The organism is Marinomonas sp. ABL3_031 (assembly GCF_056161265.1).
This window is the reverse complement of record NZ_JBSWYU010000010.1, coordinates 16,188-41,043: the sequence shown is the minus strand read 5'-3', so window position 1 is coordinate 41,043 and position 24,856 is coordinate 16,188. Positions and strand designations below refer to the sequence as shown.

At 44.7% G+C, this 24,856-nt stretch carries 27 protein-coding genes; 7 read left to right on the top strand and 20 right to left on the bottom strand.

Translation table 11 applies throughout. The features are described from left to right. The gene (locus ACXAH2_RS11920; protein WP_475078752.1) at positions 1-684 is read left to right on the top strand and encodes a 1-pyrroline-5-carboxylate dehydrogenase; all 684 of its coding nucleotides are present in this window, start codon (positions 1-3) and stop codon (positions 682-684) included. Positions 685-762: 78 nt separating this feature from the next. Here ACXAH2_RS11920 and ACXAH2_RS11915 read toward each other — a convergent pair whose 3' ends face one another. The 4 genes from ACXAH2_RS11915 to uvrD all read right to left on the bottom strand — a co-directional run bounded on the left by ACXAH2_RS11915 (position 763) and on the right by uvrD (position 6,929). Then, the gene (locus ACXAH2_RS11915; protein WP_475078750.1) at positions 763-1,875 is read right to left on the bottom strand and encodes a TRAP transporter substrate-binding protein; all 1,113 of its coding nucleotides are present in this window, start codon (positions 1,873-1,875) and stop codon (positions 763-765) included. A gap of 281 nt (positions 1,876-2,156) precedes the next feature. Then, positions 2,157-3,269, bottom strand: a complete 1,113-nt coding sequence (locus tag ACXAH2_RS11910; protein WP_475078748.1) for a TRAP transporter substrate-binding protein — start codon at positions 3,267-3,269, stop codon at positions 2,157-2,159. Positions 3,270-3,534: 265 nt separating this feature from the next. Then, entirely contained in the window at positions 3,535-4,590 is a 1,056-nt protein-coding gene (locus ACXAH2_RS11905) for a Gfo/Idh/MocA family oxidoreductase (protein ID WP_475078747.1), read from the bottom strand. A gap of 125 nt (positions 4,591-4,715) precedes the next feature. Continuing rightward, positions 4,716-6,929 carry a DNA helicase II gene (gene uvrD / locus ACXAH2_RS11900; RefSeq protein ID WP_475078746.1) on the bottom strand — a complete coding sequence of 738 codons (2,214 nt, stop codon included), beginning with the start codon at positions 6,927-6,929 and terminating at the stop codon, positions 4,716-4,718. Positions 6,930-7,113: 184 nt separating this feature from the next. Here uvrD and ACXAH2_RS11895 point away from each other — a divergent pair, with 184 nt between their 5' ends. Continuing rightward, a complete protein-coding gene (locus ACXAH2_RS11895) occupies positions 7,114-7,308 on the top strand; it encodes a PA3496 family putative envelope integrity protein (protein ID WP_475078745.1) in 195 nt (64 codons plus the stop codon). A 284-nt stretch (positions 7,309-7,592) separates the two neighbouring features. Further along, the gene (locus tag ACXAH2_RS11890) at positions 7,593-8,789 is read left to right on the top strand and encodes an amino acid aminotransferase (RefSeq protein WP_475078744.1); all 1,197 of its coding nucleotides are present in this window, start codon (positions 7,593-7,595) and stop codon (positions 8,787-8,789) included. Here the strand turns inward: ACXAH2_RS11890 and ACXAH2_RS11885 are convergent. Beyond that, positions 8,778-8,915, bottom strand: coding sequence for a hypothetical protein (locus ACXAH2_RS11885; RefSeq protein ID WP_475078743.1), 138 nt, complete (start codon positions 8,913-8,915; stop codon positions 8,778-8,780). The genes ACXAH2_RS11890 and ACXAH2_RS11885 overlap by 12 nt on opposite strands. A 27-nt stretch (positions 8,916-8,942) precedes the next feature. Here ACXAH2_RS11885 and ACXAH2_RS11880 point away from each other — a divergent pair, with 27 nt between their 5' ends. Then, complete coding sequence (locus tag ACXAH2_RS11880; protein WP_475078741.1) at positions 8,943-9,566, top strand: DsbA family protein; 624 nt, start codon at positions 8,943-8,945, stop codon at positions 9,564-9,566. A 15-nt stretch (positions 9,567-9,581) separates the two neighbouring features. On the opposite strand, the gene ACXAH2_RS11875 is transcribed toward ACXAH2_RS11880, so the two are convergent. Then, positions 9,582-11,099: a GntR family transcriptional regulator gene (locus ACXAH2_RS11875; RefSeq protein WP_475078739.1), complete on the bottom strand. Its 1,518-nt coding sequence runs from the start codon at positions 11,097-11,099 to the stop codon at positions 9,582-9,584. Positions 11,100-11,257: 158 nt separating this feature from the next. Here ACXAH2_RS11875 and ACXAH2_RS11870 point away from each other — a divergent pair, with 158 nt between their 5' ends. Then, positions 11,258-12,475 carry an aminotransferase class V-fold PLP-dependent enzyme gene (locus ACXAH2_RS11870; RefSeq protein WP_475078737.1) on the top strand — a complete coding sequence of 406 codons (1,218 nt, stop codon included), beginning with the start codon at positions 11,258-11,260 and terminating at the stop codon, positions 12,473-12,475. Then, positions 12,468-12,872, top strand: a complete 405-nt coding sequence (locus tag ACXAH2_RS11865) for a SufE family protein (protein WP_475078735.1) — start codon at positions 12,468-12,470, stop codon at positions 12,870-12,872. Before ACXAH2_RS11870 ends, ACXAH2_RS11865 begins: the two co-directional genes overlap by 8 nt. Here ACXAH2_RS11865 and ACXAH2_RS11860 read toward each other — a convergent pair. Continuing rightward, positions 12,869-13,276 (bottom strand): DCC1-like thiol-disulfide oxidoreductase family protein, encoded by a 408-nt coding sequence (locus ACXAH2_RS11860; protein WP_475078734.1) that lies wholly within the window; start codon positions 13,274-13,276, stop codon positions 12,869-12,871. The genes ACXAH2_RS11865 and ACXAH2_RS11860 overlap by 4 nt on opposite strands. A 200-nt stretch (positions 13,277-13,476) precedes the next feature. Then, positions 13,477-14,256: a tRNA cyclic N6-threonylcarbamoyladenosine(37) synthase TcdA gene (gene tcdA, locus ACXAH2_RS11855; protein ID WP_475078732.1), complete on the bottom strand. Its 780-nt coding sequence runs from the start codon at positions 14,254-14,256 to the stop codon at positions 13,477-13,479. A gap of 121 nt (positions 14,257-14,377) precedes the next feature. On the opposite strand from tcdA, the gene ACXAH2_RS11850 reads away from it, so the two are divergent. Next, complete coding sequence (locus tag ACXAH2_RS11850; protein ID WP_475078730.1) at positions 14,378-15,118, top strand: TrmB family transcriptional regulator; 741 nt, start codon at positions 14,378-14,380, stop codon at positions 15,116-15,118. 94 nt (positions 15,119-15,212) lie between these two features. Here ACXAH2_RS11850 and ACXAH2_RS11845 read toward each other — a convergent pair whose 3' ends face one another. The 12 genes from ACXAH2_RS11845 to rsmG all read right to left on the bottom strand — a co-directional run bounded on the left by ACXAH2_RS11845 (position 15,213) and on the right by rsmG (position 24,831). Next, the gene (locus ACXAH2_RS11845; RefSeq protein ID WP_475078729.1) at positions 15,213-15,632 is read right to left on the bottom strand and encodes a F0F1 ATP synthase subunit epsilon; all 420 of its coding nucleotides are present in this window, start codon (positions 15,630-15,632) and stop codon (positions 15,213-15,215) included. A gap of 58 nt (positions 15,633-15,690) precedes the next feature. Next, on the bottom strand, positions 15,691-17,067 hold the full coding sequence (gene atpD / locus ACXAH2_RS11840) for a F0F1 ATP synthase subunit beta (RefSeq protein WP_475078727.1): 1,377 nt from the start codon (positions 17,065-17,067) through the stop codon (positions 15,691-15,693). A gap of 28 nt (positions 17,068-17,095) precedes the next feature. Beyond that, a complete protein-coding gene (gene atpG, locus ACXAH2_RS11835; RefSeq protein WP_475078725.1) occupies positions 17,096-17,956 on the bottom strand; it encodes a F0F1 ATP synthase subunit gamma in 861 nt (286 codons plus the stop codon). A 78-nt stretch (positions 17,957-18,034) separates the two neighbouring features. After that, positions 18,035-19,579, bottom strand: coding sequence for a F0F1 ATP synthase subunit alpha (atpA, locus tag ACXAH2_RS11830; RefSeq protein ID WP_475078724.1), 1,545 nt, complete (start codon positions 19,577-19,579; stop codon positions 18,035-18,037). Positions 19,580-19,617: 38 nt separating this feature from the next. Further along, on the bottom strand, positions 19,618-20,154 hold the full coding sequence (locus ACXAH2_RS11825; protein WP_475078722.1) for a F0F1 ATP synthase subunit delta: 537 nt from the start codon (positions 20,152-20,154) through the stop codon (positions 19,618-19,620). 12 nt (positions 20,155-20,166) lie between these two features. Next, positions 20,167-20,637: a F0F1 ATP synthase subunit B gene (locus ACXAH2_RS11820; RefSeq protein WP_475078721.1), complete on the bottom strand. Its 471-nt coding sequence runs from the start codon at positions 20,635-20,637 to the stop codon at positions 20,167-20,169. A gap of 54 nt (positions 20,638-20,691) precedes the next feature. Then, entirely contained in the window at positions 20,692-20,949 is a 258-nt protein-coding gene (gene atpE, locus ACXAH2_RS11815; protein ID WP_111605816.1) for a F0F1 ATP synthase subunit C, read from the bottom strand. Positions 20,950-21,018: 69 nt separating this feature from the next. Next, the gene (gene atpB / locus ACXAH2_RS11810) at positions 21,019-21,867 is read right to left on the bottom strand and encodes a F0F1 ATP synthase subunit A (protein ID WP_475078720.1); all 849 of its coding nucleotides are present in this window, start codon (positions 21,865-21,867) and stop codon (positions 21,019-21,021) included. 53 nt (positions 21,868-21,920) lie between these two features. Next, positions 21,921-22,328, bottom strand: coding sequence for an ATP synthase subunit I (locus ACXAH2_RS11805; protein ID WP_475078718.1), 408 nt, complete (start codon positions 22,326-22,328; stop codon positions 21,921-21,923). A 176-nt stretch (positions 22,329-22,504) separates the two neighbouring features. Beyond that, positions 22,505-23,395 (bottom strand): ParB/RepB/Spo0J family partition protein, encoded by an 891-nt coding sequence (locus ACXAH2_RS11800; RefSeq protein ID WP_475078716.1) that lies wholly within the window; start codon positions 23,393-23,395, stop codon positions 22,505-22,507. A gap of 38 nt (positions 23,396-23,433) precedes the next feature. After that, positions 23,434-24,201: a ParA family protein gene (locus ACXAH2_RS11795; protein ID WP_475078714.1), complete on the bottom strand. Its 768-nt coding sequence runs from the start codon at positions 24,199-24,201 to the stop codon at positions 23,434-23,436. A 3-nt stretch (positions 24,202-24,204) separates the two neighbouring features. Beyond that, positions 24,205-24,831 carry a 16S rRNA (guanine(527)-N(7))-methyltransferase RsmG gene (gene rsmG / locus ACXAH2_RS11790; protein WP_475078712.1) on the bottom strand — a complete coding sequence of 209 codons (627 nt, stop codon included), beginning with the start codon at positions 24,829-24,831 and terminating at the stop codon, positions 24,205-24,207. Positions 24,832-24,856: the final 25 nt, after the last annotated feature.

Below are 24,856 nucleotides of genomic sequence, written 5' to 3'. Positions count from 1 at the left end.
ATGACAATCGTAAAACCTATTCAAATTCAGGTCGCGCAAGCTGTGTTAGAACAATGGAATACACTAGGCGTACACGGTCGTGCGGAAAAGCTATTGCAGAGCTTGCATGCTTTCCCAAGTGAGCAAAAGCAAATGGCCGCTTGGCAAATTGAAAACGCTCGTAAAGAAATCGCTGAGACACGCGTCATGCCAGGGCCAACAGGTGAAAGTAATGAATTGTCCAATCAAGGACGTGGTGCTTTCTTGTGTTATTCAGAAATTAGCTCCGATAAAGCTAAAGTGGGTTTAGTTGGCCAGATTTTCACAGCACTGATCGCTGGCAATACCGTGATCACAGTGGGCCCTGAAGGTCAGCAAATCATGGACTTTATTGCTCCTTTTGTCCCTGAAGGCGTCATACAAAATGTAGCGGAATCTGCTAAAAATTCCCTTATTGAAGCAGATGAGCTTGCTGGCGTTGCAGTAATATGTGAGCCAACTCAGGCGATGCAGTTGAACCAAACGCTTGCTGCTAAGTCAGGACTCATTTGTCAGTTGGTGACGGAAACAGACAGTGAAAAGCTCTCCACTATTGCCAAGCCACATTACATATTACGCTTTGTGACAGAGCGCACAGTATCAAATAACACCACTGCCATTGGTGGTAATGCCACACTGCTAGAACTGGGCAGCATGAACGACTAACGTTGGTTAATCTAGATCACAAAAAAACGCCTTTTGCCTGAGGCAAAAGGCGTTTTTTATACACTCAGCTTTTATTGTCTAATCGATTTCACGAGCATTAATGTAAGCACGCTCAGACACTTCGTGCCATGCTCTTACCTTACTACCAAAGTCTTTGAAGGCATCATAAACTTTCTGACTCATCGGATCACCTGCAGCCACTTCTTCCAACGTCTCAGTTGAGGCTTTTTTCAACGCAGACAATACATCCTCAGGAAAGGGTTTCAGAACGACATTATGCTCGTTGATCAAGGTCTGCAAAGCTTCGTTGTTCCGAGCAGTAAATTCATCCAACATTTCCGCATTGGCTTGACGAGTCGCCGCACGTACAATCAACTGTAGATCTTTTGGCAAAGCTTCAAAGGCTTCTTTGTTGTAGATGGCTTCCATAGTAGAACCTGGCTCATGCCAGCCTGGGTAGTAGTAGTACTTAGCCGCTTTGTAAAGACCAAACGCCAAGTCATTGTATGGGCCAACAAACTCAGTCGCATCAATCGCTCCCGTTTGCAAGGAAGTGAAGATTTCACCACCAGGCAAGTTAACCGGAATACCGCCTACTTTCTTCAAGACTTCGCCGCCTAAGCCCGGAATACGCATTTTTAAGCCTTGAAAGTCTTCTAGTGAATTGATTTCTTTATTGAACCAACCGCCCATTTGCACACCAGTGTTACCAGCGGCCATTGGGATTAGATTAAAAGGCTCGTACACTTCTTCCCATAATTGCAAACCACCACCTTGGTGAATCCAAGAATTGATTTCTTGTGCAGTGAAACCAAATGGTACTGCCGTGAAGAACTGTGCTGCTGGGGCTTTACCCTTCCAGTAATACGCCGCACCATGACCCATTTGCGCCGTCCCGCGCGACACCGCATCAAATACTTCTAACGGCGGTACTAATTCACCTGCCGCGTATACTTTAATGTTAATACGGCCGTTAGACATCTCGTTGATGCTTTTCGCTAAGTTTTCCGCACCGGTACCTAAACCAGGGAAGTTTTTTGGCCAAGTGGTGACCATTTTCCAGTTAATGACTTCCGCTTTGGTGTCGGCTTTTGCAGTTTCTTCAGCTTTGTCCGAACCACCGCAAGCCACTAACGTTGCGGTTGTTAAGCCGAGCAATGCCAGCTTGCTCCAGGTTTTTATTGTACTCATTATTTTTCCCTCAAGAGGCTATTTTCACTTATTTTTATAAGACTTAGCTTTGAAAATATTCTATATGTGCAACCCTAATCACACCCTTGAACCATCGTAAAACGTTCATGAATAGACACATTTTTTGCACTAAGTGATTGAGATAGTATGAATTGCTGGGCTTGTGCTCAAGGTCTTTTTGGTATTTCTTTCACTTTCCCTTGTTATAAAACAAAAAAAGCGCCTTTATACTGATATAAAAGCGCTTTTTATTGTCTATTGAACTTGCTTAAAGCAACCCGTTACTCCGCAGCACGAGCATTAATAAAGGCACGTTCAGATACATCATGCCATTTACTCACGGAATCTAAGAAAGTTTTAAATGACTGATACACCTTTTCACTCTCTGAGTCATTTGCTGCTACTTCTTGCAAGGTTGCAAAAGACGCTTTTTTCAATGCCAACAACAAATCATCCGGGAAAGCTTTCAATACCACATTGTGCTCATCTACTAAGGTTTGCAAGGCAGCATTATTACGCGCCGTAAACTCATTCAACATGTCCAAATTCGCTTGCTTAACCGCCGCACGAACAATGGCTTGCAAATCATCAGGTAAGGCTTCAAACGCATCTTTATTGAAAATGGCTTCCACTGCTGAACCTGGTTCATGCCAACCTGGGTAATAGTAGTATTTCGCCGCTTTGTACAAACCAAATGCAAGGTCATTATATGGACCAACCCATTCAGTTGCATCAATGGTACCGGTTTGCAACGCAGTAAAAATTTCACTTCCAGGGAGATTAACTGGCGTAGCACCTACTTTTTTAAGCACTTCGCCACCTAAACCCGGCATACGCATTTTTAGACCTTGAAAGTCTTCTAGAGAATTGATTTCTTTATTGAACCAACCACCCATTTGTACCCCTGGGTTCCCAGCAGGCATAGGAATCAAGTTAAAAGGAGCATACACTTCTTCCCACAATTCTTGTCCTCCACCGAAAGCAATCCACGCATTAAATTCTTGCGCTGTCAGGCCAAATGGCACCGTGGTAAAAAACTGCGCGGCAGGTACTTTACCTTTCCAGTAATAAGACGCAGCATGACCCATTTCAGCCGTACCACGAGACACAGCATCAAACACTTCCAAGGCTGGTACGAGTTCACCTGCCGCATAGACTTTAATGTCTAGACGACCGTTAGACATTTGTTTGATGTTTTTCGCCAACGCTTCCGCACCCGTTCCCAAGCCCGGAAAGTTTTTTGGCCAAGTGGTGACCATTTTCCAGTGGATGGTTTCTACCTGTTGAGAAGCTTGTGCCGCTTCTTCCGTTTTATCAGAGTCGCCGCAAGCGACCAAAGACAAGGCAAACACACCGGCCAAAGCCAATTTGCCCAATTGCATTAGATTACGCATTGTATTATTTCCCTTAGGAAGCCAGTTACTTATTAGAACTGTCTGGGACTTGTGAGCGCGATCAGCATCGCCGCACAATGAGATATGGCCAATAAACAACTTATCTTAGCCATTTATGGTCTTTTTTATTATGAGGTCAGACAGAAAAACGCCCGTTTGGTGCATAAAGCATCAAACGGGCGATAGATAATAAGAATTGTCGGAAAGTGGCTCAACCTTTTTTGAATGAAAAGACAGAATTTCCCACAAAATCCTGCAATAAAGGTCAAAAATCAGCAGAATAATGCCAAGGAACTCGCTGACCCGTTTCGGCAGACTGCTCTGCCAAACACAATAAATAGACTAACTGACAAGCTTGTTCCATGGACACAGGAGCTTGTGTCTTGCCTAGAATAGCCGTACCCAACTGAGCGTAGAAATTCGCATATTGACCTTGTGTTGCGACTTCTTCAGTCACCTCAATTTGATCTTGGGAGTGGGCCAAATAACGGGTATTTTGCTGTGCAGCGCCTTGTGATGGAAAGTCTGGCTGCCAAGGCATTTGCCCAGCTCGTAAGGCTTCTTCTTGAGGGTCGAGCCCAACACATTGCCAACTGCCGCCATCGAAACGTGCATTAAAACGACGCATGGCACCGGCTTCAAACGGTGTGGAAGCCAAGCGAATCCGCTTGTCTTGATAACCTAGCTCCACTTCAAACCAGTCATGAGTGGTACTTCCTTCACGCAGACTGTCGATACTGGCATGCAACCATTTTGGTGGACCAAACAAAAACAACGCCTGATCCAATAAATGGGGGCCTAAATCCCAAAAAATACCCGTGCCAACGCCAGGTTGCTCACGCCAACGAGATTGTGGGAAAGGGCGAAAACGATCAAAGCGTGAATCCAAATGTTTCAGATTGCCCAGCTCAGCGCTATCAATGAGGGCTTTTAAACGTAATACATCACCATCAAAGCGACGGTTTTGGTAGACACAAAAAATGCGCTCTTGTTGTTTTGCTAGGGTACAGAGGGCTTCTATTTCATTGATATGGGTAACAGATGGCTTTTCTAACAGCACATGTTTGCCGTTTTCTAAGGCCATTTTAGCTTGTGAAAAGTGAAACTGATTAGGAGTAGTAATGACCACCAAATCCACATCGTCGGCCAAGAATACGGCTCGCGCTTCAGAGACCGCTTTGACATCAGGCCAAGCTGATTTTACCGCTTGCTGCTGAGAAGTGCACACATACGTCAAAGTCATGTTTGCATCATGGGCAATAAAGGGCGCGTGAAATACTTTTCCAGACAAACCGTAGCCAATTAAGCCGACTCGAATCATCACGTCTCTCCCTTCTATTTCTTTGTTATGCCATTAGTTTACAGGGATTAGAAAAGATTTGCTGGGACATAACTTGCAGACACAAGCTCCAATCAACAATGTCTCTGCAAGTCCAAGCCCTAAATTTACAACACTTCCAACTTAGCAAAAGACAGCACCAACCACTTAGTACCTTCATCATCAAAATTGACCTGAACACTGGCTTGTGGTCCTTGTCCTTCGTAATTCACAACTAGACCCTCACCAAATACCGGATGCTTCACCCTGTCGCCCATGCTGACGTTTACTTCTGGCGCTTGGTAACGATTTAATACACTGCTGTTTTGTAGTTTGGCTTTTTCCGCTTGATAATCGGGACGCTGTAATGACACAGGACGGCTGATCTGCGAGCGCAAACGCACTTCCTGTAGACACTCTTGAGGAATTTCTTTGATAAAGCGCGATGGGCTGTTAAAGGATTCACTACCAAACAAGCGACGAGATTCAGCATAAGTGATGTACAGCTTCTCCATGGCGCGAGTGATGCCCACATAACACAGACGACGCTCTTCCTCTAAACGCCCTGGCTCTTCAAAGGACATTTTGCTCGGGAAAACGTTTTCTTCCACGCCCGTCAGGAACACCAATGGAAATTCCAAGCCTTTTGCCGAGTGCAAGGTCATCAACTGCACTGCATCTTGATACTCATCTGCTTGCTGGTCCCCTGCATCCAGCACGGCTTGATCCAAAAAGGCCATCAGAGGCGAACTGAATTCTTCGTCTTCGTCATTCCAGCTAAAGCCACCCGCCGCACCGATTAATTCTTTTAAGTTTTCAATGCGAGCTTCGCCTTTTTCTCCCTTTTCTTTTTCATGGAAAGGGATCAATCCGGCTTCGTCGATGATCTGTTCAAAGATGTCATTCAGATTCAAATCTGCTTGCTGAACCGTGGTATTCAAACCTTCGATCAGATGCAAAAAGGTTTTAATGGCATTTGTTGCCCGCGCTGGCATCAGAGATTGTCGCACCACTTCTTGTGCGGCTTGCCACATAGAACAACCCTGATCACGGGCTATCTCTCGTAGGGTGCCAATGCTACGCTCACCAATGCCTCGTGGTGGCACATTGACCACCCTTTCCATAGCTCCGTCATCGTTCGGATCCAGCGCTAATCGAGCATAAGCTAAGGCATTTTTGATTTCCAAACGATCATAGAATCTGTGCCCACCATATATGCGATAAGCAATCTGTTCCCTAACTAAGCATTCCTCTATGACGCGTGATTGCGCATTGGAGCGATACAGGATTGCCATATCTAACAAAGAGGTACCTTGATCACGCCATTCTTTGATAATACCCAGAATAAAACGCGCTTCATCTTGCTCATTAAAGCCTGCATAGACAGAAATCGGTTCCCCTTCGCCGCTGTCCGTCCACAACTCTTTCCCTAGACGGTCATCGTTATTCTGAATCAAACCATTGGCGGCATTCAAAATATGCCCTGTAGAACGATAATTCTGCTCCAAACGAATGGTATGCACATCCGTAAAGTGTTTACCAAAGTTATGAATGTTTTCAATTTTAGCGCCACGCCAACCATAAATGGACTGATCATCATCCCCCACAGCGGTGATGGTGCCTTGATCCCCCACCATGACTCTGAGCCAAGCGTATTGAATGGTGTTGGTGTCTTGAAATTCGTCCACCAGCACATGACGAAAACGCTCTTGGTAATGACGCAATAATGCTGGCGTACTCAACATAAGTTCATGAGCACGCAGCAGCAACTCACCAAAATCCAATAAACCAGCGCGTTCACAGGCTTCTTCATAATGGTAATAGAGTTCTCGCATGCCTTTCATAAAAGGATCGTGACTATCTGGTACGTGAGCGGCGCGTCGACCTTCGTCTTTTTGTGCGTTAATAAACCAGGAAACCTGCTTTGGCGGCCAACGAGTGTCGTCAATGCTCAGCTCACGCATAATACGTTTGATCAAACGCAGCTGATCGTCAGAATCCATGATCTGGAAGTTTTCTTTTAAACCCGCATCACGCCAATGGGCACGCAATAAACGATGCGCGAGGCCGTGAAAGGTGCCGACCCACATACCTTGCGGTGGAACACCAACCAGTTCTTCGATACGTCCTTGCATCTCTCGAGCCGCTTTATTGGTAAAAGTCACCGCCATTAAGCTGTACGGAGAAAGTTCGTAAGCATGCATAAGCCAAGCAATGCGATGCACTAACACGCGGGTTTTTCCTGATCCTGCTCCAGCTAATACCAAGCTGTTCTGTAGTGGTGCAGCGACCGCTTCACGTTGTTTATCATTAAGAGAATCAAGAATAAAAGAAACGTCCATTGATGTCCGCCAAGGTTAATTTCATTGGTTTGTCATAAAAAACACGTAAAAACAGATTGATTTTTGATCGATTTACGTTTTTTATAGATTTGTAAGTTGTCTGTCTATTTTGACTTTTTTCAACGTTCGATGACAGTGCTGATTGCACATCTGTGGTCATCGAAAGGCTAAAAGGGGGATGAGGATGAGCAATTTGTCTGAAACACTAACAGAAGTAAAAACCGATATTCTTCATGCGTCCATCAGTTTGGACAATGAAAAAAAACAGAAAAACCAAAAGGAAGATGCTGCGCGCATGCTTAAGGCGAGACGCGCTATTGAGCAACATTTGGAACAAAAACGTCTACATCATAATATTTCAAACGGTTGGGACGACTAACTCTCTCAGCGTTAGAATTTCCATCAATTGACCATTTGCATTTACATAAGTACAAATAGGTCGTTGATCCCTCTATACTAAGCAAGTTATTGACTTGGTGTGATTTTATTTACGATAAAAATACCAAGAAATGTCGTTTTGTGACATTTCGCTACAGTTTTTATTGTCGCTTTTCTCCCTGTTTTATAGCGGTTACTCACGTCTTAGAGTACCATGTATCTGATTTTTACTATCTTCTAATCCACAATAATAAAAAAGAAAAATAACCCTCTTGGGGAGTTAACATGTTTGAACATATCCAAGCTGCTCCAGCAGACCCGATTTTGGGTCTAAACGACGCTTTCAAAAAAGATTCCAACCCAAACAAGATTAATCTTGGTGTTGGAGTGTACAAGGATGAACAAGGCCTTACGCCTATTCTAAAGGCTGTAAAGCAAGCGGAAGAGCGTTTGTTGCTCCAGGAAAAATCAAAGAATTATCTCAGCATCGAAGGCAGTGAAACCTACCGTATCGCGGTACAAAAGCTACTCTTTGGCGAGGGTCACCCTATTATCAACAAACAGCTTGCTCACACTGCCCATACACCTGGCGGCACTGGAGCATTACGTGTTGCGGCTGAATTTATTAAAAAGCATATACCCGAAGCCACCATCTGGGTCAGTAACCCAACTTGGGCTAATCATCAATCTGTTTTTCAATCGGTTGGTTTAGAAGTTGGCAGCTATTCGTATTACAACGCTGACAACAAAACGTTAGATTTTGAAGCCATGTTAGCCAGTCTATCCCAAGTACCTGAAGGCGATGTGGTGTTATTCCACGGCTGCTGTCACAACCCAACCGGAATAGACCCTACACCAGAACAATGGTACCAATTGGCTAAGCTATGCAGCAAACAAGGCTTCTTAGCCTTATTTGACTTTGCTTACCAAGGTTTTGGTCAAAGCTTAACAGACGATGCACAAGGTTTGAGAACCTTCCTAGACCATGTGCCAGAAATGCTGATCGCCAGTTCTTTCTCTAAGAACTTTGGCTTATACAATGAACGTGTTGGTGCCCTAACCATTGTCTGTGAGACCAGCGAGCAAGCAGACGCGAGTTTCACACAAATTAAACGCTGTATTCGTTCTAATTACTCCAACCCACCGTCTCATGGTTCTGCTGTCGTTGCTGAGATTTTGAATGATGCTGAGCTTTATGCTTTATGGGAAAACGAATTGGACGCCATGCGCAATCGTATTCATGAAATGCGCAGTTTATTTGTCAACACCTTAAGAGCGAAGGGAGTTGAACAAGATTTCTCTTTTATATCTCAACAGCAGGGCATGTTCTCTTTCTCTGGCTTAACACCAGACCAGGTCAAACAATTACGTAATGAATTTGGTATTTACATTGTCGGCTCAGGACGCATAAACGTAGCGGGTATGACCCACGATAATATGGCGCCTCTGTGTGAAGCCATTGCTCAAGTATTAAAAGGCTAATCCTGTTTTAAAAGACATTGGAGTAATAGAAAAACGGCCATCTGTTTTATACAGATGGCCGTTTTTTTGTTTCGCTTCTGATCCATATTTGCTAATTTGTCTTGCCGTATTTTTTATTGGCGTCACGCTAGTTCGCCTATAGAGGAGAGCAAAATGGCCGCTACACTGATTTATTGTTATGACCCTATGTGCAGCTGGTGTTGGGGTTTTCGCCCCACGTGGAGCAAACTACAAAAAGCACTTCAAGGACTCATTGACGAACAGAAGTTATCAATACAGCCGATGCTAGGTGGCTTAGCAGTGGATTCAGATACCCCCATGCCTGATGACATGCGCACCAAGTTACAAGCCGTTTGGCAAAACATTCACCAGCAACTCGGCACAGAATTCAACTTTGACTTCTGGCAACAGAACCAACCAAGACGCTCCACCTACCCAGCTTGTCGTGCTTGCTATGTGGCACGTGATTTTGGTTTAGAAGAAGAGATGTACCACGCCATTCAACAAGCCTATTATCTGCAGGCTAAAAACCCCTCAGATTTGGATACCCTAGTCGCCTGTGCAGAACACATCGGCCTTAAAGCAGAAGGATTTAGAAAAGCCATGGCGCACGTTTCTCAACAAGGCTTATTAGAAGAAGAGATTGAACAAGCCCGTCATTTACAGCTTAACTCTTTTCCTTCTTTGGCTCTTATTAAAGGCAATCAACTGCTTCCCATCACCATAGATTATCAAGATCACCTCAGCATGCTTGAAAGTATAAAAAAGGCGCTTTAAGCACCTTTTTTTATGTTACCCAAAATCGTGGTTAATTAAGTCCAACATAGGATTGTATAAGGGTTCTGATGTGCTGTTGGTGGACTCTTTTTTTTCTGCAGCAGGTTTTGTTACATCTGCTTGTTCGGCTTCTTGCTTGGCATCCAACTCTTCAGCAGCTTGTTCGGCCCCTTCGACCTCACTGGTTTTTGCTTGCTGATCTGCCGGTAAATACTCCGCCAAACCATCGACCAATGACTCAGCATCTTCGCTGGTAACGTTCAATGCCAACCAATAATCGGCATCCACTTCTGGACTGAGCAAAGCCCCCGGGACCATAGCATGACGGAAATTGGCCATCAAAGTCGGTGTTTTTTCAGCATTAACCGGCTTGCTTAAGCGCATCCACAAAGCCAAACCGCCCTTATTACTCACCACACTCACTTGCTCAGCCATCAATTGATCGATTTTGGCTTTAATACGCTCAGCATTCGCCCATACCTCGCGCCCTCGACGTAATACACAACGCTTACTAGTGGTTTGTAATAAGTCACTCAACGCCGCCTGTTGCGTTTCATTTAACGCCATATCCGCCGCTAAAAAAGCACCATCTAAACGATCTTGATGTCTTCCCGGGATACACCAAGCAAAAGACTGTTCCGCTAAATGACTTTCTACGCCGCCTATGTAGACGATATGATCATGTTGATCCAAGGATTTATAAGTCATTAAAGGCGCAGAGCGATGGGCCAAGTGGGAACACAAATCCCATTCAATTACGGGCAACTGAGTTTCTTCTATGATGGCTAACCAACGACGCAAACTTAAATTACTGATTAACTGCCCCGCAGGAAAAGCAAACTGACCGGGTAAAATAATCAACTTAATGGGTTCATCTCGTAAACAACGAATCGCCAGATCCAGATCCACACCACGATCCCCCGCCGTGATGCTTACCACACGCCGCCCTAAACTCTGCAAAGTACCAGCCAACCTAGGATCGCATGGCGTAATCAATAACACGCTATCGCCTTGTTGCGTAAGGTTTTGGATACTTTGGGTCAAGATGCTCAAAGGTGATCGTCCTAACCAAAGTTGCGCAGCACGAGTTTTAATACCCATTTCTTTAAGGTAATCACTCACCACTTCACGGACAGCCAGGTGGCCTTTTCCTAACACAGGTAAGCTGGTATCAGCTTGTCGACCATAACCCTGTTGCAATAAATCACTTTGGTCTACCAAAGCGCTATGATGAGCCAAACTGCTCCAAGCGATTTTGGCATGTTGTTGCGCCACGTGCAAGGTTTCACCTGCCAGTAATATCGCTGGTTTGCTCTCACTGCGATGACAAACAAAATACCCAGACTTTGGCCGTGATTCTATCCAGCCATCTTCACATAACAGCTCATAACCATGAATTACAGTATTCAGACTCAAGCTCAATTGTTTAGACAAATTTCTCAGCGAAGGCATTTTATCACCAGGGCGTAGTGCGTCCTGTGACATTTGCTCGAGAAACCAATCGACAACGCCTTTGTATAAGAAATCTGCCACGAGTTTGTACCTTTTAAGTGATGCCATTATCTATCTGTTATCAATCATTGTCTTTGATCGCAAAAAACGCAAGTAAAAGTCTATTATTTCCTGAATTTTATAGGATTTAAGGTACAATTTTACGGGTATTTATAATGAATCTCCTATGTTAGGCAGTTATGGCTTTCGACCCACATTCACTTCGTTCACACTTTCCTATTTTGACTCAACAGGCAAACGACAAACCCCTTATCTATTTGGATAACGCCGCCACCACACAAAAACCATTGAGTGTGCTGCAAGCCATGCAAGACTTTTACTTAACCAGCAACGCCAATGTTCATCGTGGCGCACATTATTTAAGTGACAAGGCGACCAGCCAATTTGAGAACGCGCGACAATGTGTGGCGCAATTCATACAGGCACCACAACAAAGTCAGATTATTTGGACCAAAGGCACCACAGAATCCATTAACCTCGTGGCCTATGGTCTGGAACATTTAATCCAAGCTGGCGACGAAATTCTCATTACCAGCCTAGAACATCACGCCAATCTAGTGCCTTGGCAACAACTGGCATTTCGAACTGGGGCACGACTGCGTATTTTGCCTTTAACCTCAGACGCTGAATGGCAAGAAGAACTGGCGCATTATTTCACCGAACGCACTAAGATTTTTGCCACCACACAAGTCTCCAACGCCATTGGTGTTCATACGCCCATAGAACAACTCATACAAAAAGCCAAGCAACAAGGCGCTTTTACCCTAGTCGATGGTGCCCAAGCCGTGGCTCATTATCCCGTTGATGTGGCGGCATTAGATTGTGATTTCTACGTATTTTCTGGGCATAAAATGTACGGCCCTACAGGCATAGGCGTTTTGTATGGTAAACAGCATGCTCTAGAAGTTCTAATGCCATACCAAACGGGCGGTGAAATGGTGTCTAAGGTGTCTTATCAGGCCACTGAATTCAATGTTTTACCTTATCGACTGGAGGCTGGGACGCCTCATATGGAGGGCGCGATTGGTTTGGCCGCAGCTTGTGACTTTATTGCTCAACAAGATAGAGAGGCCATGTTGGCTTGGGAGCAACAACTTGCTCATCATGTATGGATAACTTTGCAAAAGGCCGCCAACATAGAAGTTTACTCTCCTGAACAGGATACCACCTTGGTGTCCTTATCTGTACCCAATATTCACACTATTGATCTAAATGCTTATCTAGATAGCCAAGGTATCGCGGTGCGAGCGGGCAGCCACTGTGCCCAGCCACTCATGGCTCAACTGGGTGTCGCGGGGACGCTCAGAGCGTCTTTTGCTTGTTATAATACTCTGCAAGAAGCTGAGCGTTTCTGCGAAGTGCTATTAGAAGCCATAGAGATATTAGGTGATGACTGATTATTTGCAAAAAGAAAATCTAGACATAAAGCAAGAATTACAAGCTTGCCGCTCTAAAGAAGAGACCTTTAAAGCCCTAGTCAACTTAAGTAAGTCTCTATCGCGCTTGCCAGCGGAAGAAAAAACCGAGGAACATAAGGTTAAAGGCTGCGAAAGTGCCGTGTGGCTAATAGAAGATAATCAAGAAGGCTTATGCCATTTTAGAGCCGACAGCGACGCCAAACTCATGCGTGGCGTGTTAGTGGCGTTACTGAGTCTAGTGAATGGCAAAAACAAAGCCGAGATTCAAGCGATGGATTTAGCAAACGAACTGGCAGAACTTAATCTAAGTAACTATCTCACCAGTTCAAGAACCAATGGGGTGTTAGCGATTTTGGATAAGATAATATCTAACTAAAATCGATCATTATCAGCTCGTTTTAGGTTATTAATCTTGGTTTTACCTAAGATTTTTAATAACAAATTACGACAAGATCGTAATATTGGATACAAAAAAATAGAGACTTTTTTGGAACTGAACAGCCAATAATTCAAGCGGTTAAACACACCAGATCGGCCGCTAAGCAAGGCCAGAAGATGAATCGCATCCGCGCCATAATAAAGCTGCTCATTCATTTTCAATACCATGCCTTGATCGATATCCAAACCCTTGGCGGTAACTTCCTTCAAGACCTCAGGGCTCTCTCTCGCATCAACAAGTACTAGCTCTCCGACGCTTTGATGTATACGTACGATTTGACAATAAAAATGACAAGCCGGACATTCTTTGTCGTAGATAAGCAGAATCTGTTTTTTTGTCATGCATTACACCAGTTATTATGAGATCAAATACCATTATTGACTTACTGAATAATTATTCTTGAATCACTTCACTCAACTTATCCTTATCCAACATCATATTTTCTTGCTCAATATAATATATCCGCTCATACATCAAACAAAATAGACTCAAGACAAATGCGCCAACTTCTTTAATTTAAGTAAACACCGCAATAACGAATTCAGTTCGCCTTGTTAACCAACTTTTGTAATACACGACTCACCGCCACAAAACCAAAGGTCGCGGTGACCACAGTACTGGCACCAAACCCCGTATCACAATTCATTTTGGTTTCTGTATCCCCTTTTTGTCTTTGCTCACAAACTGTGCCGTCTAGTTGTGGGTATTTCAGCTGTTCAAGGGAATACACGCATTCAATTTCAAAGCGGCGCTTGGTATTGCGCGGAAAGTTGTAATGGCGGCGCAGATAGTTTCTGAGCTTGGCGGCAAGCGGGTCTTGTTCGGTTCGAGAAAGATCGGTTATTTGAATTTGCGTTGGGTCGATTTGACCGCCCGCACCGCCAACGGTAATGATTTTTCGCTTATTACGTTTACACCAAGCGATCAGAGCGGCTTTTGGCTTAAGACTGTCAATCGCATCAATAATGTAGTCAAACGGCTCTGACAGCAGCTCAGTTAGGTTATCTGGGGTAATAAAGTCCTCGACACAAGTCACCTGACAGTCGGGATTAATCAAAGCGATGCGTTCTTGCATGGCCTCGACTTTGGCTTTACCAACATTGCCGTCTAAGGCATGAATTTGACGATTGGTGTTGGTCACACATACGTCATCCATGTCAATCAAGGTAATACGACCAATCCCCGAACGCGCTAAGGCTTCCGCCGCCCATGAGCCCACGCCACCAATACCAATGACGCAAATGTGTGAGCGCTGAAACGCCTCATAAGCCAGATTGCCATAAAGGCGGCGAATGCCACCAAACCTTTGATCATCAGTCACTTTTTTCTCCCAGCATTGCGGTATTACTCACAGCCATTGAAAGTACAATAGACCTGCGTCTCTCTCGTATTCCGTGTATTCTATTCACTTGTGTGTATTTATTCAGGTGTCCCCATCCATCATGAGCCAAGATGCTTTCGAACAACTCGGACTGACAACAAGAGAAACCCTGCTCTATCAAACCCTGCTGAAATTAGGCCCTTCCTCGATTCGTGATATCGCTGAACACAGCGGTGTGAATCGTGGTAGTGCCTATGAGTCGCTAAAACAGCTGCAAAGCAAAGGGGTGGTAAGCTATTTTCCCAAGGGCAAACGCCGTTTTTTCTCTGCCGAGAGCCCGGATATTTTGCTCGATTTAGCGGAGGAAAAACGCCAGCGCTTGGACAAAACCATTGAGTCCCTGAAGAACAGCATTATACCCAATTTACACCAACAACAACCTGACTATCATCAGACCAACGTACGTTATTATGAAGGGGATGATGGTATTGAATGGGTATTGCGCGACATTCTAAACGTGGTTTCCGATCAGAACCACAAGGAATATTGTGTGTTCTCATCGAAGCCCATTCGACCTTACTTATACCGCCCCTTCCCGAACTATACTAAGCAACGCATTAAGCTGGGCATCAATGTAAAAGTCATCGCTTTGGGTGACGGCGGTGAGGATGCAGAATTGTCAGAGCGTAAATGGATTAAAACCGACGACGCCGTCGATGCCAGCTATATTGCTATTTATCCACCTAAATGTGCCATTATTTCATTGGCCAGTAATAACTTTCCGTCCGCTGTGGTACTGGAATCACAAGACATTGCCAAAGCGCAGCAGATCATTTTTGATACGCTTTGGAAAATGCTCTGACTTGCGAATGGTTTTCCCATTCATTAAGAAAAAATCAGGCATAAAAAAAGCAGCCATCAGGCCGCTTTTTTTGACACTTCCCCAACCGTTTCGATTATTTATGATCACGAAACTGCTGAAGTGTACGCAGACGAGCCATGGCTTCCGCCAACTCAACTGTCGCACGAGTATAGTCGATATCAGGATTTTGGTGCGCTAACAGCTCTTTCGCATGCTCTTGAGCTTTTACCGCCGCCTCTTCATCCAAATCTTTTGCACGTGTAGCCGTGTTCGCCAAAACAGTGACACGGTGCGGTTGTACTTCTAAGAAGCCACCCGACACGAAGATAAATTCTTCTTCACCGCCTTCTTTAACCACACGGACTGGACCTGGCTCCAAAGTCGTCAATAGCGCAGCGTGTCCTGGCATGATACCAAGATCGCCGTAACTACCTGGAGCCACAAGAGTCTCAACAGAGCCTGAGAAAATCTCTTGTTCGGCGCTTACGATATCGCAATGTACCGTTCTAGCCATAAGATGCCTCTCTTAGTCAGGCTAAACGGGTAACACTCGTTACCCGTTACGCTTGTGATTAAAGTTTCTTAGCTTTCTCGACCGCTTCGTCGATGCTACCAATCATGTAGAAGGCTTGCTCTGGAAGCTCATCGTACTCACCATCAAGAATGCCTTTGAAACCACGGATGGTTTCTTTCAAAGAAACATACTTACCTGGTGCACCAGTGAAGACTTCTGCTACGAAGAATGGCTGAGACAAGAAACGCTGGATCTTACGAGAACGGTTAACGGTTTGCTTATCTTCTTCAGAAAGCTCGTCCATACCCAAGATTGCGATGATGTCTTTCAACTCTTTGTAACGTTGCAATACCATTTGTACACCACGAGCAACGTCGTAGTGTTCTTGACCAATAACAAGCGGGTCAAGCTGACGAGAGGTACTGTCTAGAGGATCGATTGCAGGGTAGATACCCAAAGCAGCGATGTCACGAGACAATACAACGGTTGCGTCCAAGTGCGAGAAGGTTGTCGCTGGAGACGGGTCAGTCAAGTCATCGGCAGGTACGTATACCGCTTGTACCGACGTGATAGAACCAGTCTTAGTTGACGTAATACGCTCTTGTAGTACACCCATCTCTTCTGCAAGTGTTGGCTGGTAACCTACCGCAGATGGCATACGACCTAGCAATGCAGATACTTCCGTACCGGCAAGCGTGTAACGGTAGATGTTATCTACGAAGAACAATACGTCACGACCTTCATCACGGAATTTCTCCGCCATGGTCAAACCTGTCAAAGCAACACGTAAACGGTTACCTGGTGGCTCGTTCATCTGACCGTATACTAGAGATACTTTATCGATTACGTTCGAGTCAGTCATCTCGTGGTAGAAGTCGTTACCCTCACGAGTACGCTCACCAACACCGGCGAATACAGAGTAACCACTGTGCTCGATCGCGATGTTACGGATAAGTTCCATCATGTTTACGGTTTTACCGACACCGGCACCACCAAACAGACCAACTTTACCCCCTTTCGCGAAAGGACATACAAGGTCGATTACCTTGATACCTGTTTCCAGTAGTTCGTTACCAGAAGCTTGCTCATCGTAAGAAGGAGCAGAACGGTGGATAGACCAACGCGCTTCTTCACCAATCGGGCCTTTTTCATCAATTGGGTTACCCAGAACGTCCATAATACGTCCTAGAGTTTGTGTACCAACAGGTACAGAAACTGGGTTGCCAGTGTTTGTTACTGGTAGACCACGTTTCATACCGTCAGTTGACCCCATGGCGATGGTACGAACAACACCGTCGCCTAGCTGTTGTTGAACTTCCAACACCAACTCTTTACCCTCGATAGTGAGGGCGTCGTATACTTTTGGCACGCTATCACGTGGGAATTCCACGTCGATAACAGCACCGATAATCTGTACGATTTGTCCGCTACTCATGTTCGGATCCTCTTAATACCTAAATACCTTAAACCGCTGCCGCGCCGCCGACTATCTCAGAAATTTCCTGAGTAATCGCTGCTTGACGAGCCTTGTTGTACACCAACTGCAATTCATCAATGATATCGCCAGCGTTGTCCGTTGCATTTTTCATGGCAAGCATACGTGCTGCTTGTTCACATGCAATGTTCTCAACCACTGCTTGATATACCTGAGATTCAATATAGCGAACCAATAACTCGTCTAAAATTTCAACGGGCTCAGGCTCGTAGATGTAGTCCCAGTGGTGCTGTAACTCTGTATTCTCTTCCGCTTTTAATGGCAGTAGCTGCTCAACGCGTGGTTTTTGAGTCATGGTATTTACAAACTCATTGGAAACCACAAACAATTGATCAATGCGACCATCATCAAAGGCGTCCAGCATCACCTTCACACTACCAACAAGATCGTCGGCTTTAGGTGCATCACCTAAACCAGTGTGGGCTGCTGTGACATTTCCGCCGTAGTTGCGAAAGAAAGAAACCGCTTTAGAGCCAATCGCACAAATATCGATTTCGATACCGGCATCAGCAAACTGTTTCATATCTTTAATTGCGGTTTTGAACGCATTCACGTTCAAACCACCACACAATCCACGGTCAGAAGAGACTACGATATAACCAACACGCTTCGCCTCACGCTCGGTAAGGTAACGGTGTTTATACTCAGGATTCGCGTTAGCCAAATGGCCAACTACTTGGCGAATTCGTTCCGCATACGGACGAGAAGCGGCCATACGATCCTGAGCTTTACGCGTCTTACTCGCGGCCACTTTTTCCATGGCACGAGTAATCTTACGCGTATTGTTAATGCTCGAAATCTGAGTACGTATCTCTTTTCCGACTGCCATAATAGAACTGCCCTTGTGAGAATGTTATTTCACAAACTGCAAGAAGATGATGACAAGATTAACTTGCCACCAACCACATTACCAAGTTTGCGTCGCTTTAAACTTCTCGATTGCCGCTTTAAATGTCGCTTCAATCTCGCCGTTAAAATTACCTGTTTTGTTAATGTCAGCCATCAGATCAGCGTGTTCGCTGTTCATGTAGCTTAATAATGCACTTTCAAAACTGGCAATTTTGCTTGTTTCAACATCTTCAAGGTAGCCATCATTAGCAGCGTAAAGAACCACACCCATATCAGCAACAGGCATTGGAGAGAACTGCTTCTGTTTCATCAGTTCAGTAACCTGTTTACCGTGTTCTAGCTGCTTACGAGTTGCTTCGTCTAGGTCAGATGCGAACTGAGCGAAAGCCGCCAATTCACGGTACTGAGCCAATGCAAGACGAATACCGCCACCAAGCTTCTTAACGATCTTAGTTTGCGCTGCACCACCTACACGAGATACCGAAATACCGGCGTTCATCGCAGGACGGATACCTGAGTTGAACAAGCTCGTTTCTAGGAAGATCTGACCATCAGTGATGGAGATAACGTTTGTTGGTACGAACGCAGAAACGTCACCACCTTGTGTCTCGATGATAGGCAAAGCCGTCAAAGAACCTGTTTGGCCTTTTACTTCACCGTTAGTGAACTTCTCAACATAGTCTGCGCTAACACGAGAAGCACGCTCAAGTAGACGAGAGTGAAGGTAGAAAACGTCACCTGGGTAAGCTTCACGACCTGGTGGACGACGAAGTAGCAAAGAGATCTGACGGTAAGCCCAAGCTTGCTTGGTCAAATCATCATAAATGATCAATGCATCTTCACCGCGGTCACGGAAGTATTCACCCATTGTACAACCAGTGTACGGCGCCAAGAACAACATAGACGCTGGATCAGAAGCACCCGCTGCAACCACAGTGGTGTATTCCATCGCGCCTGCTTCTTCAAGCTTACGTACAACGTTGGCAATAGTAGATTGTTTCTGACCGATTGCGACGTACACACACTTAATGCCACTGTTTTTCTGAGCAATAATGGTGTCGATCGCCAAGGCAGTTTTACCTACCTGACGGTCACCGATGATCAACTCACGCTGACCACGGCCTACAGGTACCATGGCATCGATTGCCTTGTAACCTGTTTGAATTGGTTGATCAACTGACTGACGGTCGATTACGCCAGGCGCAACTTTTTCAACTTTGTCAGTTAGTTTTGCGTCAACTGCGCCTTTGCCGTCAATAGGGTTACCTAAAGCGTCAACAACACGGCCTAGCAATTCTGTACCAACCGGTACTTCAAGAATACGACCAGTACATTTAACTTTTTGACCTTCTACTAGGTCTTGATAGTTACCAAGTACAACCGCACCTACAGAGTCACGCTCTAGGTTCAAGGCCATACCGTAAACACCACCAGGGAATTCAATCATTTCCCCGTACATAACATCTGCCAAACCGTGGATCAGAACGATACCGTCTGCCACGCTGACAATTGTGCCCTCATTTTGGGCATCAGAAGAAACATCGAGGTTCTCGATGCGCTTCTTGATAATCTCGCTGATCTCAGATGGATTCAGTTGCTGCATGCTAAATTCCTCAACCCTGGTTTCGACTTAACGGAACACTAGGAGTTTATCGCCTCGGACAGTTTCGCTAATTTACCGCGTACTGAACCGTCGATGATTAAGTCACCGGTACGGATAACCACGCCACCAATTAGGCTCGCGTCTGTTTCACTGGTTAAGTTGACAGTACGGTCCAACTTTTTACTCAATGAATCAACCAATGCTTGAACTTGTTCTGCTGACAACTCAAAAGCAGTAGTGAACTTAACGTTCACAGCTTTTTCATAGTTCAGCTTGAACAAGGTAAAGAGTTCAGAAATAACAGGAATAAGCGCTAAGCGATTATTTTCTGCTAGGGCCAACAAAAATGCTTTCCCAGAATCTGTTACTGCATCACCACAAACATCGGCTAGAGCGTTTGCCTTCTCTTGCGCACTAAAAGCCGGATTTTCGAGAGCCTTACGAAGCTTAGGTTCCTGTGTCACAGTGGCTAATACGTTTAACATATCGGCCCACTGCGCAATTTGACCTTGTTCTTTGGCTACTTCGAAACTCGCCTTTGCATACGGTCGCGCGACTGTTTTTAATTCAGCCATAATGACCCTCGCTTAAAGCTCTTTGGCGAGTTGTTCAACGATCTCGCTGTGTGCTTTTTCGTCAATGGTGGCTCCCAAAATTTTCTCGGCACCGGCATAAGCAAGAACAGAAACTTGTGCACGCAATGCTTCTTTAGCACGCAATACATCTTGCTCAATTTCAGCTTGAGCTGCTTCACGAAGACGTTTACCGTCTGCGATCACCTGCTCTTTTGCCTCGTCGATCATTTGGTTCGCACGTTTATTGGCTTGTTCAATAATCTCGGCCGCGTTTTCTTTGCTGTCACGTAAAATTTTATCGGCTTGTTCTTGAGCCAATTCAAGATCACGTGAGGCACGATTCGCTGCTTCCAAACCGTCTGCAATTTTCTTGCTGCGCTCTTCTAGCGCAGCAATCACTGGTGGCCACACGAATTTCATGCAGAACCAGACAAAAATGGCAAACGAGATAGCTTGGCCTACAAGTGTGAGATTTAAATTCACGCTAATACCCTCGCTCTTAGTCGTTTAAAATTGATCTCTGCAAAAAATGCAGAATTAACCAGCGACCAAAGCAACAAATGGGTTTGCGAACGTGAAGAACAATGCAATACCAACACCGATCATAGATACTGCGTCCAAAAGACCAGCAACAATGAACATTTTAGTTTGAAGCATTGGAGCAAGTTCAGGTTGACGAGCACTTGCTTCAAGGAATTTACCACCCAAGATTGCAAAGCCAATCGCTGTACCTAGAGCAGCCAAACCAATAAGGATTGCTACAGAGATAACAGTTAAACCAACTACAGTTTCCATTTTAACTCCTAATTTTACAGTTTTTAGATTTTAAGGTTTTAAAAATTATTACTTTTAAAGAACACACTTTTAGTGATCTTCGTGCGCCATACTCAGGTAGACGATAGTCAACATCATAAAGATGAAAGCTTGAAGCACGATGACCAAAATATGGAAAATTGCCCATGGCACCGACAGTAACCACTGCAGACCGAATGGCAATAAAGCAATCAAGATGAAAATCAATTCGCCAGCGTATAGGTTACCGAACAAACGCAAGGCTAATGAGACAGGCTTAGCAAGTAGCCCTACACCTTCTAACAATAAGTTAAAAGGCATCATCCACTTACCAAAAGGCTGTAAAGTAAGTTCACCGACGAAACCACTCAAGCCTTTGATCTTGATGCTGTAGAAAATGATCAATACAAACACAGATAAAGATAAACCTAAGGTAGCGTTTAAGTCTGTCGTTGGTACGAATTTGAAATATACATGGTGCGGATCTGCACCGAATAAATGAACACCAATGAACTGCGCTGTCGCCGGCAAAAAGTCGACAGGTACTAAATCCATCAAGTTCAACAAGAATATCCAAACAAAAATTGTCAAGGACAAAGGCGCAACCATCTTGCTCTTGCCATGAAAACTTTCTTTGATATTAGTGTCCACAAACTCCACTATCATCTCTACAAAGTTCTGTAGACCTGACGGTGTCTCTGCAGAGGCTTTTTTGGCGGCCTTACGGAACAACCACAAAAACAATAGACCCAAAGCAATCGAAACTGCCAAGGTATCTACGTGGATGGCCCAAAAACCCATTTCCGCGGCTTCTTTAGCACTATGAGCAAATCCCCATGTACCATCAGGGTGTTGACCAAAGGTCAAGTTCTGAAGGTGGTGCTTTATATATGACGCAGCACTTGGACTTTCAACTCCCATACTTATACCCACACTCTCTCAATGATTAAAATTCTTATTACACCTTGATGCTCTTATACGTTACGAAGCACCAAAGGGGTGAGCCAGTGACTCAAAATAGCACAACCAAAACCGGCAAAAAAAGCGCCCGCCGACAATGGCTTTATCAATAGAAAAACCAACGACAATAACACCGCTGTCAACACCAATTTACTGGCTTCCCCACGATAAAATGTTCGTACAATCTCTTTAGCGGGCCGTGTTCCCTTGTGACCAAAAATTCGCCACGCCATAAAATAACTGGGAATCAAGCTGCATAAGGTACCGGCCAAAAAAGAATAGCCATACAGACCTCCCAACGCTAAAAAAATTCCCACGGCGGTCACCATAGAGAGAAAAAATTGCCACCGCAAGACCCCCATCACTGCTTTCTTCTTCGCATTAAGAATTTCAGTGGTACTAAGCGGTTTATTCAAGCTCATGTAGACACTCTCTGGGCACGCAAAGATCGCACTACAAAAGTGCAACCAATGTGGCATTTTCTAAAATTCGAGGCATTATAGGGGTAATAGCGACGGGGTTCAACTCAATATAACACGCAAAATTACATTAAAAGCTTCTGATTTGGGATACAAAAAGACACACTTTCAGTAAAAAATCATTTTTCAGCCATTAACTCACTGATCAATAACTCTAAGTGTTCTGGATTACGATATTCAATCACCAACTTACCTTTCCCTTTGGCACTGGGTTGAATTTTAACGGCGGCATTGATTTTTTGACTGATTTTCTCTGCTTCTGCACTCAAATCAGGCAATTCTGGTTTACTTTCGTCTGCTTTATCAGCGCTCACTTGGTAATTTTTCACCAATTTTTCCGTTTCTCGCACAGATAAAGACTTAGTCACCACCTGAGACGCAGCTTGAATTTGCTTATCATATTCCAACGGTAATAAAGCACGTGCGTGACCCATTTCAATATCACCATGCTCAAGTAAGCGGCGTACTTCTGGAGTCAATCCCAATAAACGCAATAAATTGGCTACAGCAGAACGGGATTTACCCACAGTATCAGCCACTTCTTGTTGAGTGAGGTTAAAATCTTCAACCAAACGCTGCAATGCCAAAGCTTCTTCTACCGGATTGAGATCTTCACGTTGAATATTTTCGATCAAAGCCAAGACCACAGCATCCGCATCTTCCACATGACGGACAATCACAGGTACCTGCTCTAGCCCTGCCAACTTCGCAGCACGCCAACGACGTTCGCCGGCGATGATTTCATACTGATTAGGCCCACTGATAGGGCGTACCACAATAGGCTGCATAATGCCTTGCGTACGAATAGAAGCAGCAAGATCTTCCAATTGCGAAGTATTCATATCACGACGAGGTTGGAATTTTCCCTTAGATAACCATTCTACGGGTAAATAGGTGAGCCCTTTTACCTGATCCTCTGCCGCATCGCCATCAACATCCTTAGTCACGCTCGTCTGTGGTGCCAACAATGCATCTAAACCTCGACCTAGGCCTCTTTTTTTCGTCGTCATTTTATTAACCTTAATGCCATTAAACTGCTCGTTTGCTGTTATGCAGCACGTTTACGAATAAATTCTCCCGCCAATGCTAGATAGGCGATGGCACCACGAGATTGTTTCTCATAATGCAACACTGGCAAACCATAGCTAGGAGATTCCGCCAAACGAATATTTCTTGGAATGACAGTGTCATAAACCTTGTTGCCAAAGTATTTGTGCAACTGCACAGACACATCATGAGTCAAGCTCGGGCGAGGATCATACATGGTTCGCACAATGCCTTCGACCTCTAAAGATGGATTTAACGCTTGTGTGATGCGTTCAATAGTTTGAAGTAACGCACTAAGCCCCTCTAGCGCGTAATATTCACATTGCACAGGAATCAATACCCCTTGTGAGGCAGCCAGAGCATTGACCGTCAGCATGTTCAAAGCAGGCGGACAATCGAGCAGAATAAAATCAAAATCATTATCTACCTCATATAAGCCTGCTCTTAAACGGGTTTCTTTACTCGGAAGATCTAGCAATGCCACTTCAGCACCGGTTAAGTCACCATTAGCTGGCAAAACCCAGTAATCGCCTGGCGAGCATTTTTTCATAACTTCTTTCACGCCATGAGAGCCCACCAGCACGTCGTAAACACTGGTGTCCAATTCTTCTTTACTGAGGCCACTGCCAGTGGTCGCGTTTCCTTGTGGATCTAAATCAATTAACAGCACTCGACGTTTCATTGCCGTCAAAGACGCTGCTAAGTTGACGCAAGTTGTGGTTTTACCCACGCCACCTTTTTGATTTGTCACTGCGATGATTCTAGCCATGCTTTATCCTTTACGCGTCATTACTACCATATGACGTTCCGCCTGAACACGTGGCACGGAAAGAGGATCTATCGAAAGTACTTCAACCTCTTTCGGCAGTGCCGCTATTTCCTCATGAGGGTATACACCCTTCATAGCTAAAAAGTTACCCGATTGTTTGGGAAGTGGCAAAGTCCAATTGATCATGTCTTGCAAAGACGCAAAGGCTCTTGAAATCACATGATGGTATTCGCCTTGATGCGGATGTTTTTCAACTCGCTCATTGGCTACCGTGACATTCGCCATGCCCAATTCCATTTTTACTTGAGTCAAAAAACGGGTTTTTTTGCCATTACTGTCCAACAAAGTAAACTCTTTGTCAGGATAACATATAGCAAGCACCATACCAGGTAAACCAGGTCCAGTACCCACATCGATTATTTTTTCACCAGTAATGTAAGGCAAGGTCGCTAAACTGTCGAGCAAATGCAGTGAAATCATTTGTTCCACATCACGTATGGCCGTCAAATTATAAGCTTTATTCCATTTTTCCAACATGACGATATAACGAACTAGACGTTCAATAGTGTCATTGGATAGAGCAGCGCCCATTTGTAGGGCGCCTTGTTGAATGGTATCAAAGTGCGTCACAATCGATCCGTATACATTGGCTAAA

Bases quoted from the DNA above. Each gene is read 5' to 3' on its own strand.
- ACXAH2_RS11860 (WP_475078734.1), bottom strand. From the start codon at position 13,276: ATGACAAAAAAACAGATTCTGCTTATCTACGACAAAGAATGTCCGGCT.
- ACXAH2_RS11795 (WP_475078714.1), bottom strand. From the start codon at position 24,201: ATGGCTAGAATCATCGCAGTGACAAATCAAAAAGGTGGCGTGGGTAAA.
- ACXAH2_RS11920 (WP_475078752.1), top strand. From the start codon at position 1: ATGACAATCGTAAAACCTATTCAAATTCAGGTCGCGCAAGCTGTGTTA.
- atpG (WP_475078725.1), bottom strand. From the start codon at position 17,956: ATGGCAGTCGGAAAAGAGATACGTACTCAGATTTCGAGCATTAACAAT.
- atpD (WP_475078727.1), bottom strand. From the start codon at position 17,067: ATGAGTAGCGGACAAATCGTACAGATTATCGGTGCTGTTATCGACGTG.
- ACXAH2_RS11910 (WP_475078748.1), bottom strand. From the start codon at position 3,269: ATGCGTAATCTAATGCAATTGGGCAAATTGGCTTTGGCCGGTGTGTTT.
- ACXAH2_RS11800 (WP_475078716.1), bottom strand. From the start codon at position 23,395: ATGACGACGAAAAAAAGAGGCCTAGGTCGAGGTTTAGATGCATTGTTG.
- ACXAH2_RS11890 (WP_475078744.1), top strand. From the start codon at position 7,593: ATGTTTGAACATATCCAAGCTGCTCCAGCAGACCCGATTTTGGGTCTA.
- ACXAH2_RS11825 (WP_475078722.1), bottom strand. From the start codon at position 20,154: ATGGCTGAATTAAAAACAGTCGCGCGACCGTATGCAAAGGCGAGTTTC.
- ACXAH2_RS11870 (WP_475078737.1), top strand. From the start codon at position 11,258: ATGGCTTTCGACCCACATTCACTTCGTTCACACTTTCCTATTTTGACT.
- atpB (WP_475078720.1), bottom strand. From the start codon at position 21,867: ATGGGAGTTGAAAGTCCAAGTGCTGCGTCATATATAAAGCACCACCTT.
- ACXAH2_RS11865 (WP_475078735.1), top strand. From the start codon at position 12,468: ATGACTGATTATTTGCAAAAAGAAAATCTAGACATAAAGCAAGAATTA.
- ACXAH2_RS11805 (WP_475078718.1), bottom strand. From the start codon at position 22,328: ATGAGCTTGAATAAACCGCTTAGTACCACTGAAATTCTTAATGCGAAG.
- ACXAH2_RS11915 (WP_475078750.1), bottom strand. From the start codon at position 1,875: ATGAGTACAATAAAAACCTGGAGCAAGCTGGCATTGCTCGGCTTAACA.
- ACXAH2_RS11850 (WP_475078730.1), top strand. From the start codon at position 14,378: ATGAGCCAAGATGCTTTCGAACAACTCGGACTGACAACAAGAGAAACC.
- ACXAH2_RS11895 (WP_475078745.1), top strand. From the start codon at position 7,114: ATGAGCAATTTGTCTGAAACACTAACAGAAGTAAAAACCGATATTCTT.
- ACXAH2_RS11880 (WP_475078741.1), top strand. From the start codon at position 8,943: ATGGCCGCTACACTGATTTATTGTTATGACCCTATGTGCAGCTGGTGT.
- ACXAH2_RS11845 (WP_475078729.1), bottom strand. From the start codon at position 15,632: ATGGCTAGAACGGTACATTGCGATATCGTAAGCGCCGAACAAGAGATT.
- uvrD (WP_475078746.1), bottom strand. From the start codon at position 6,929: ATGGACGTTTCTTTTATTCTTGATTCTCTTAATGATAAACAACGTGAA.
- atpA (WP_475078724.1), bottom strand. From the start codon at position 19,579: ATGCAGCAACTGAATCCATCTGAGATCAGCGAGATTATCAAGAAGCGC.
- ACXAH2_RS11905 (WP_475078747.1), bottom strand. From the start codon at position 4,590: ATGATTCGAGTCGGCTTAATTGGCTACGGTTTGTCTGGAAAAGTATTT.
- atpE (WP_111605816.1), bottom strand. From the start codon at position 20,949: ATGGAAACTGTAGTTGGTTTAACTGTTATCTCTGTAGCAATCCTTATT.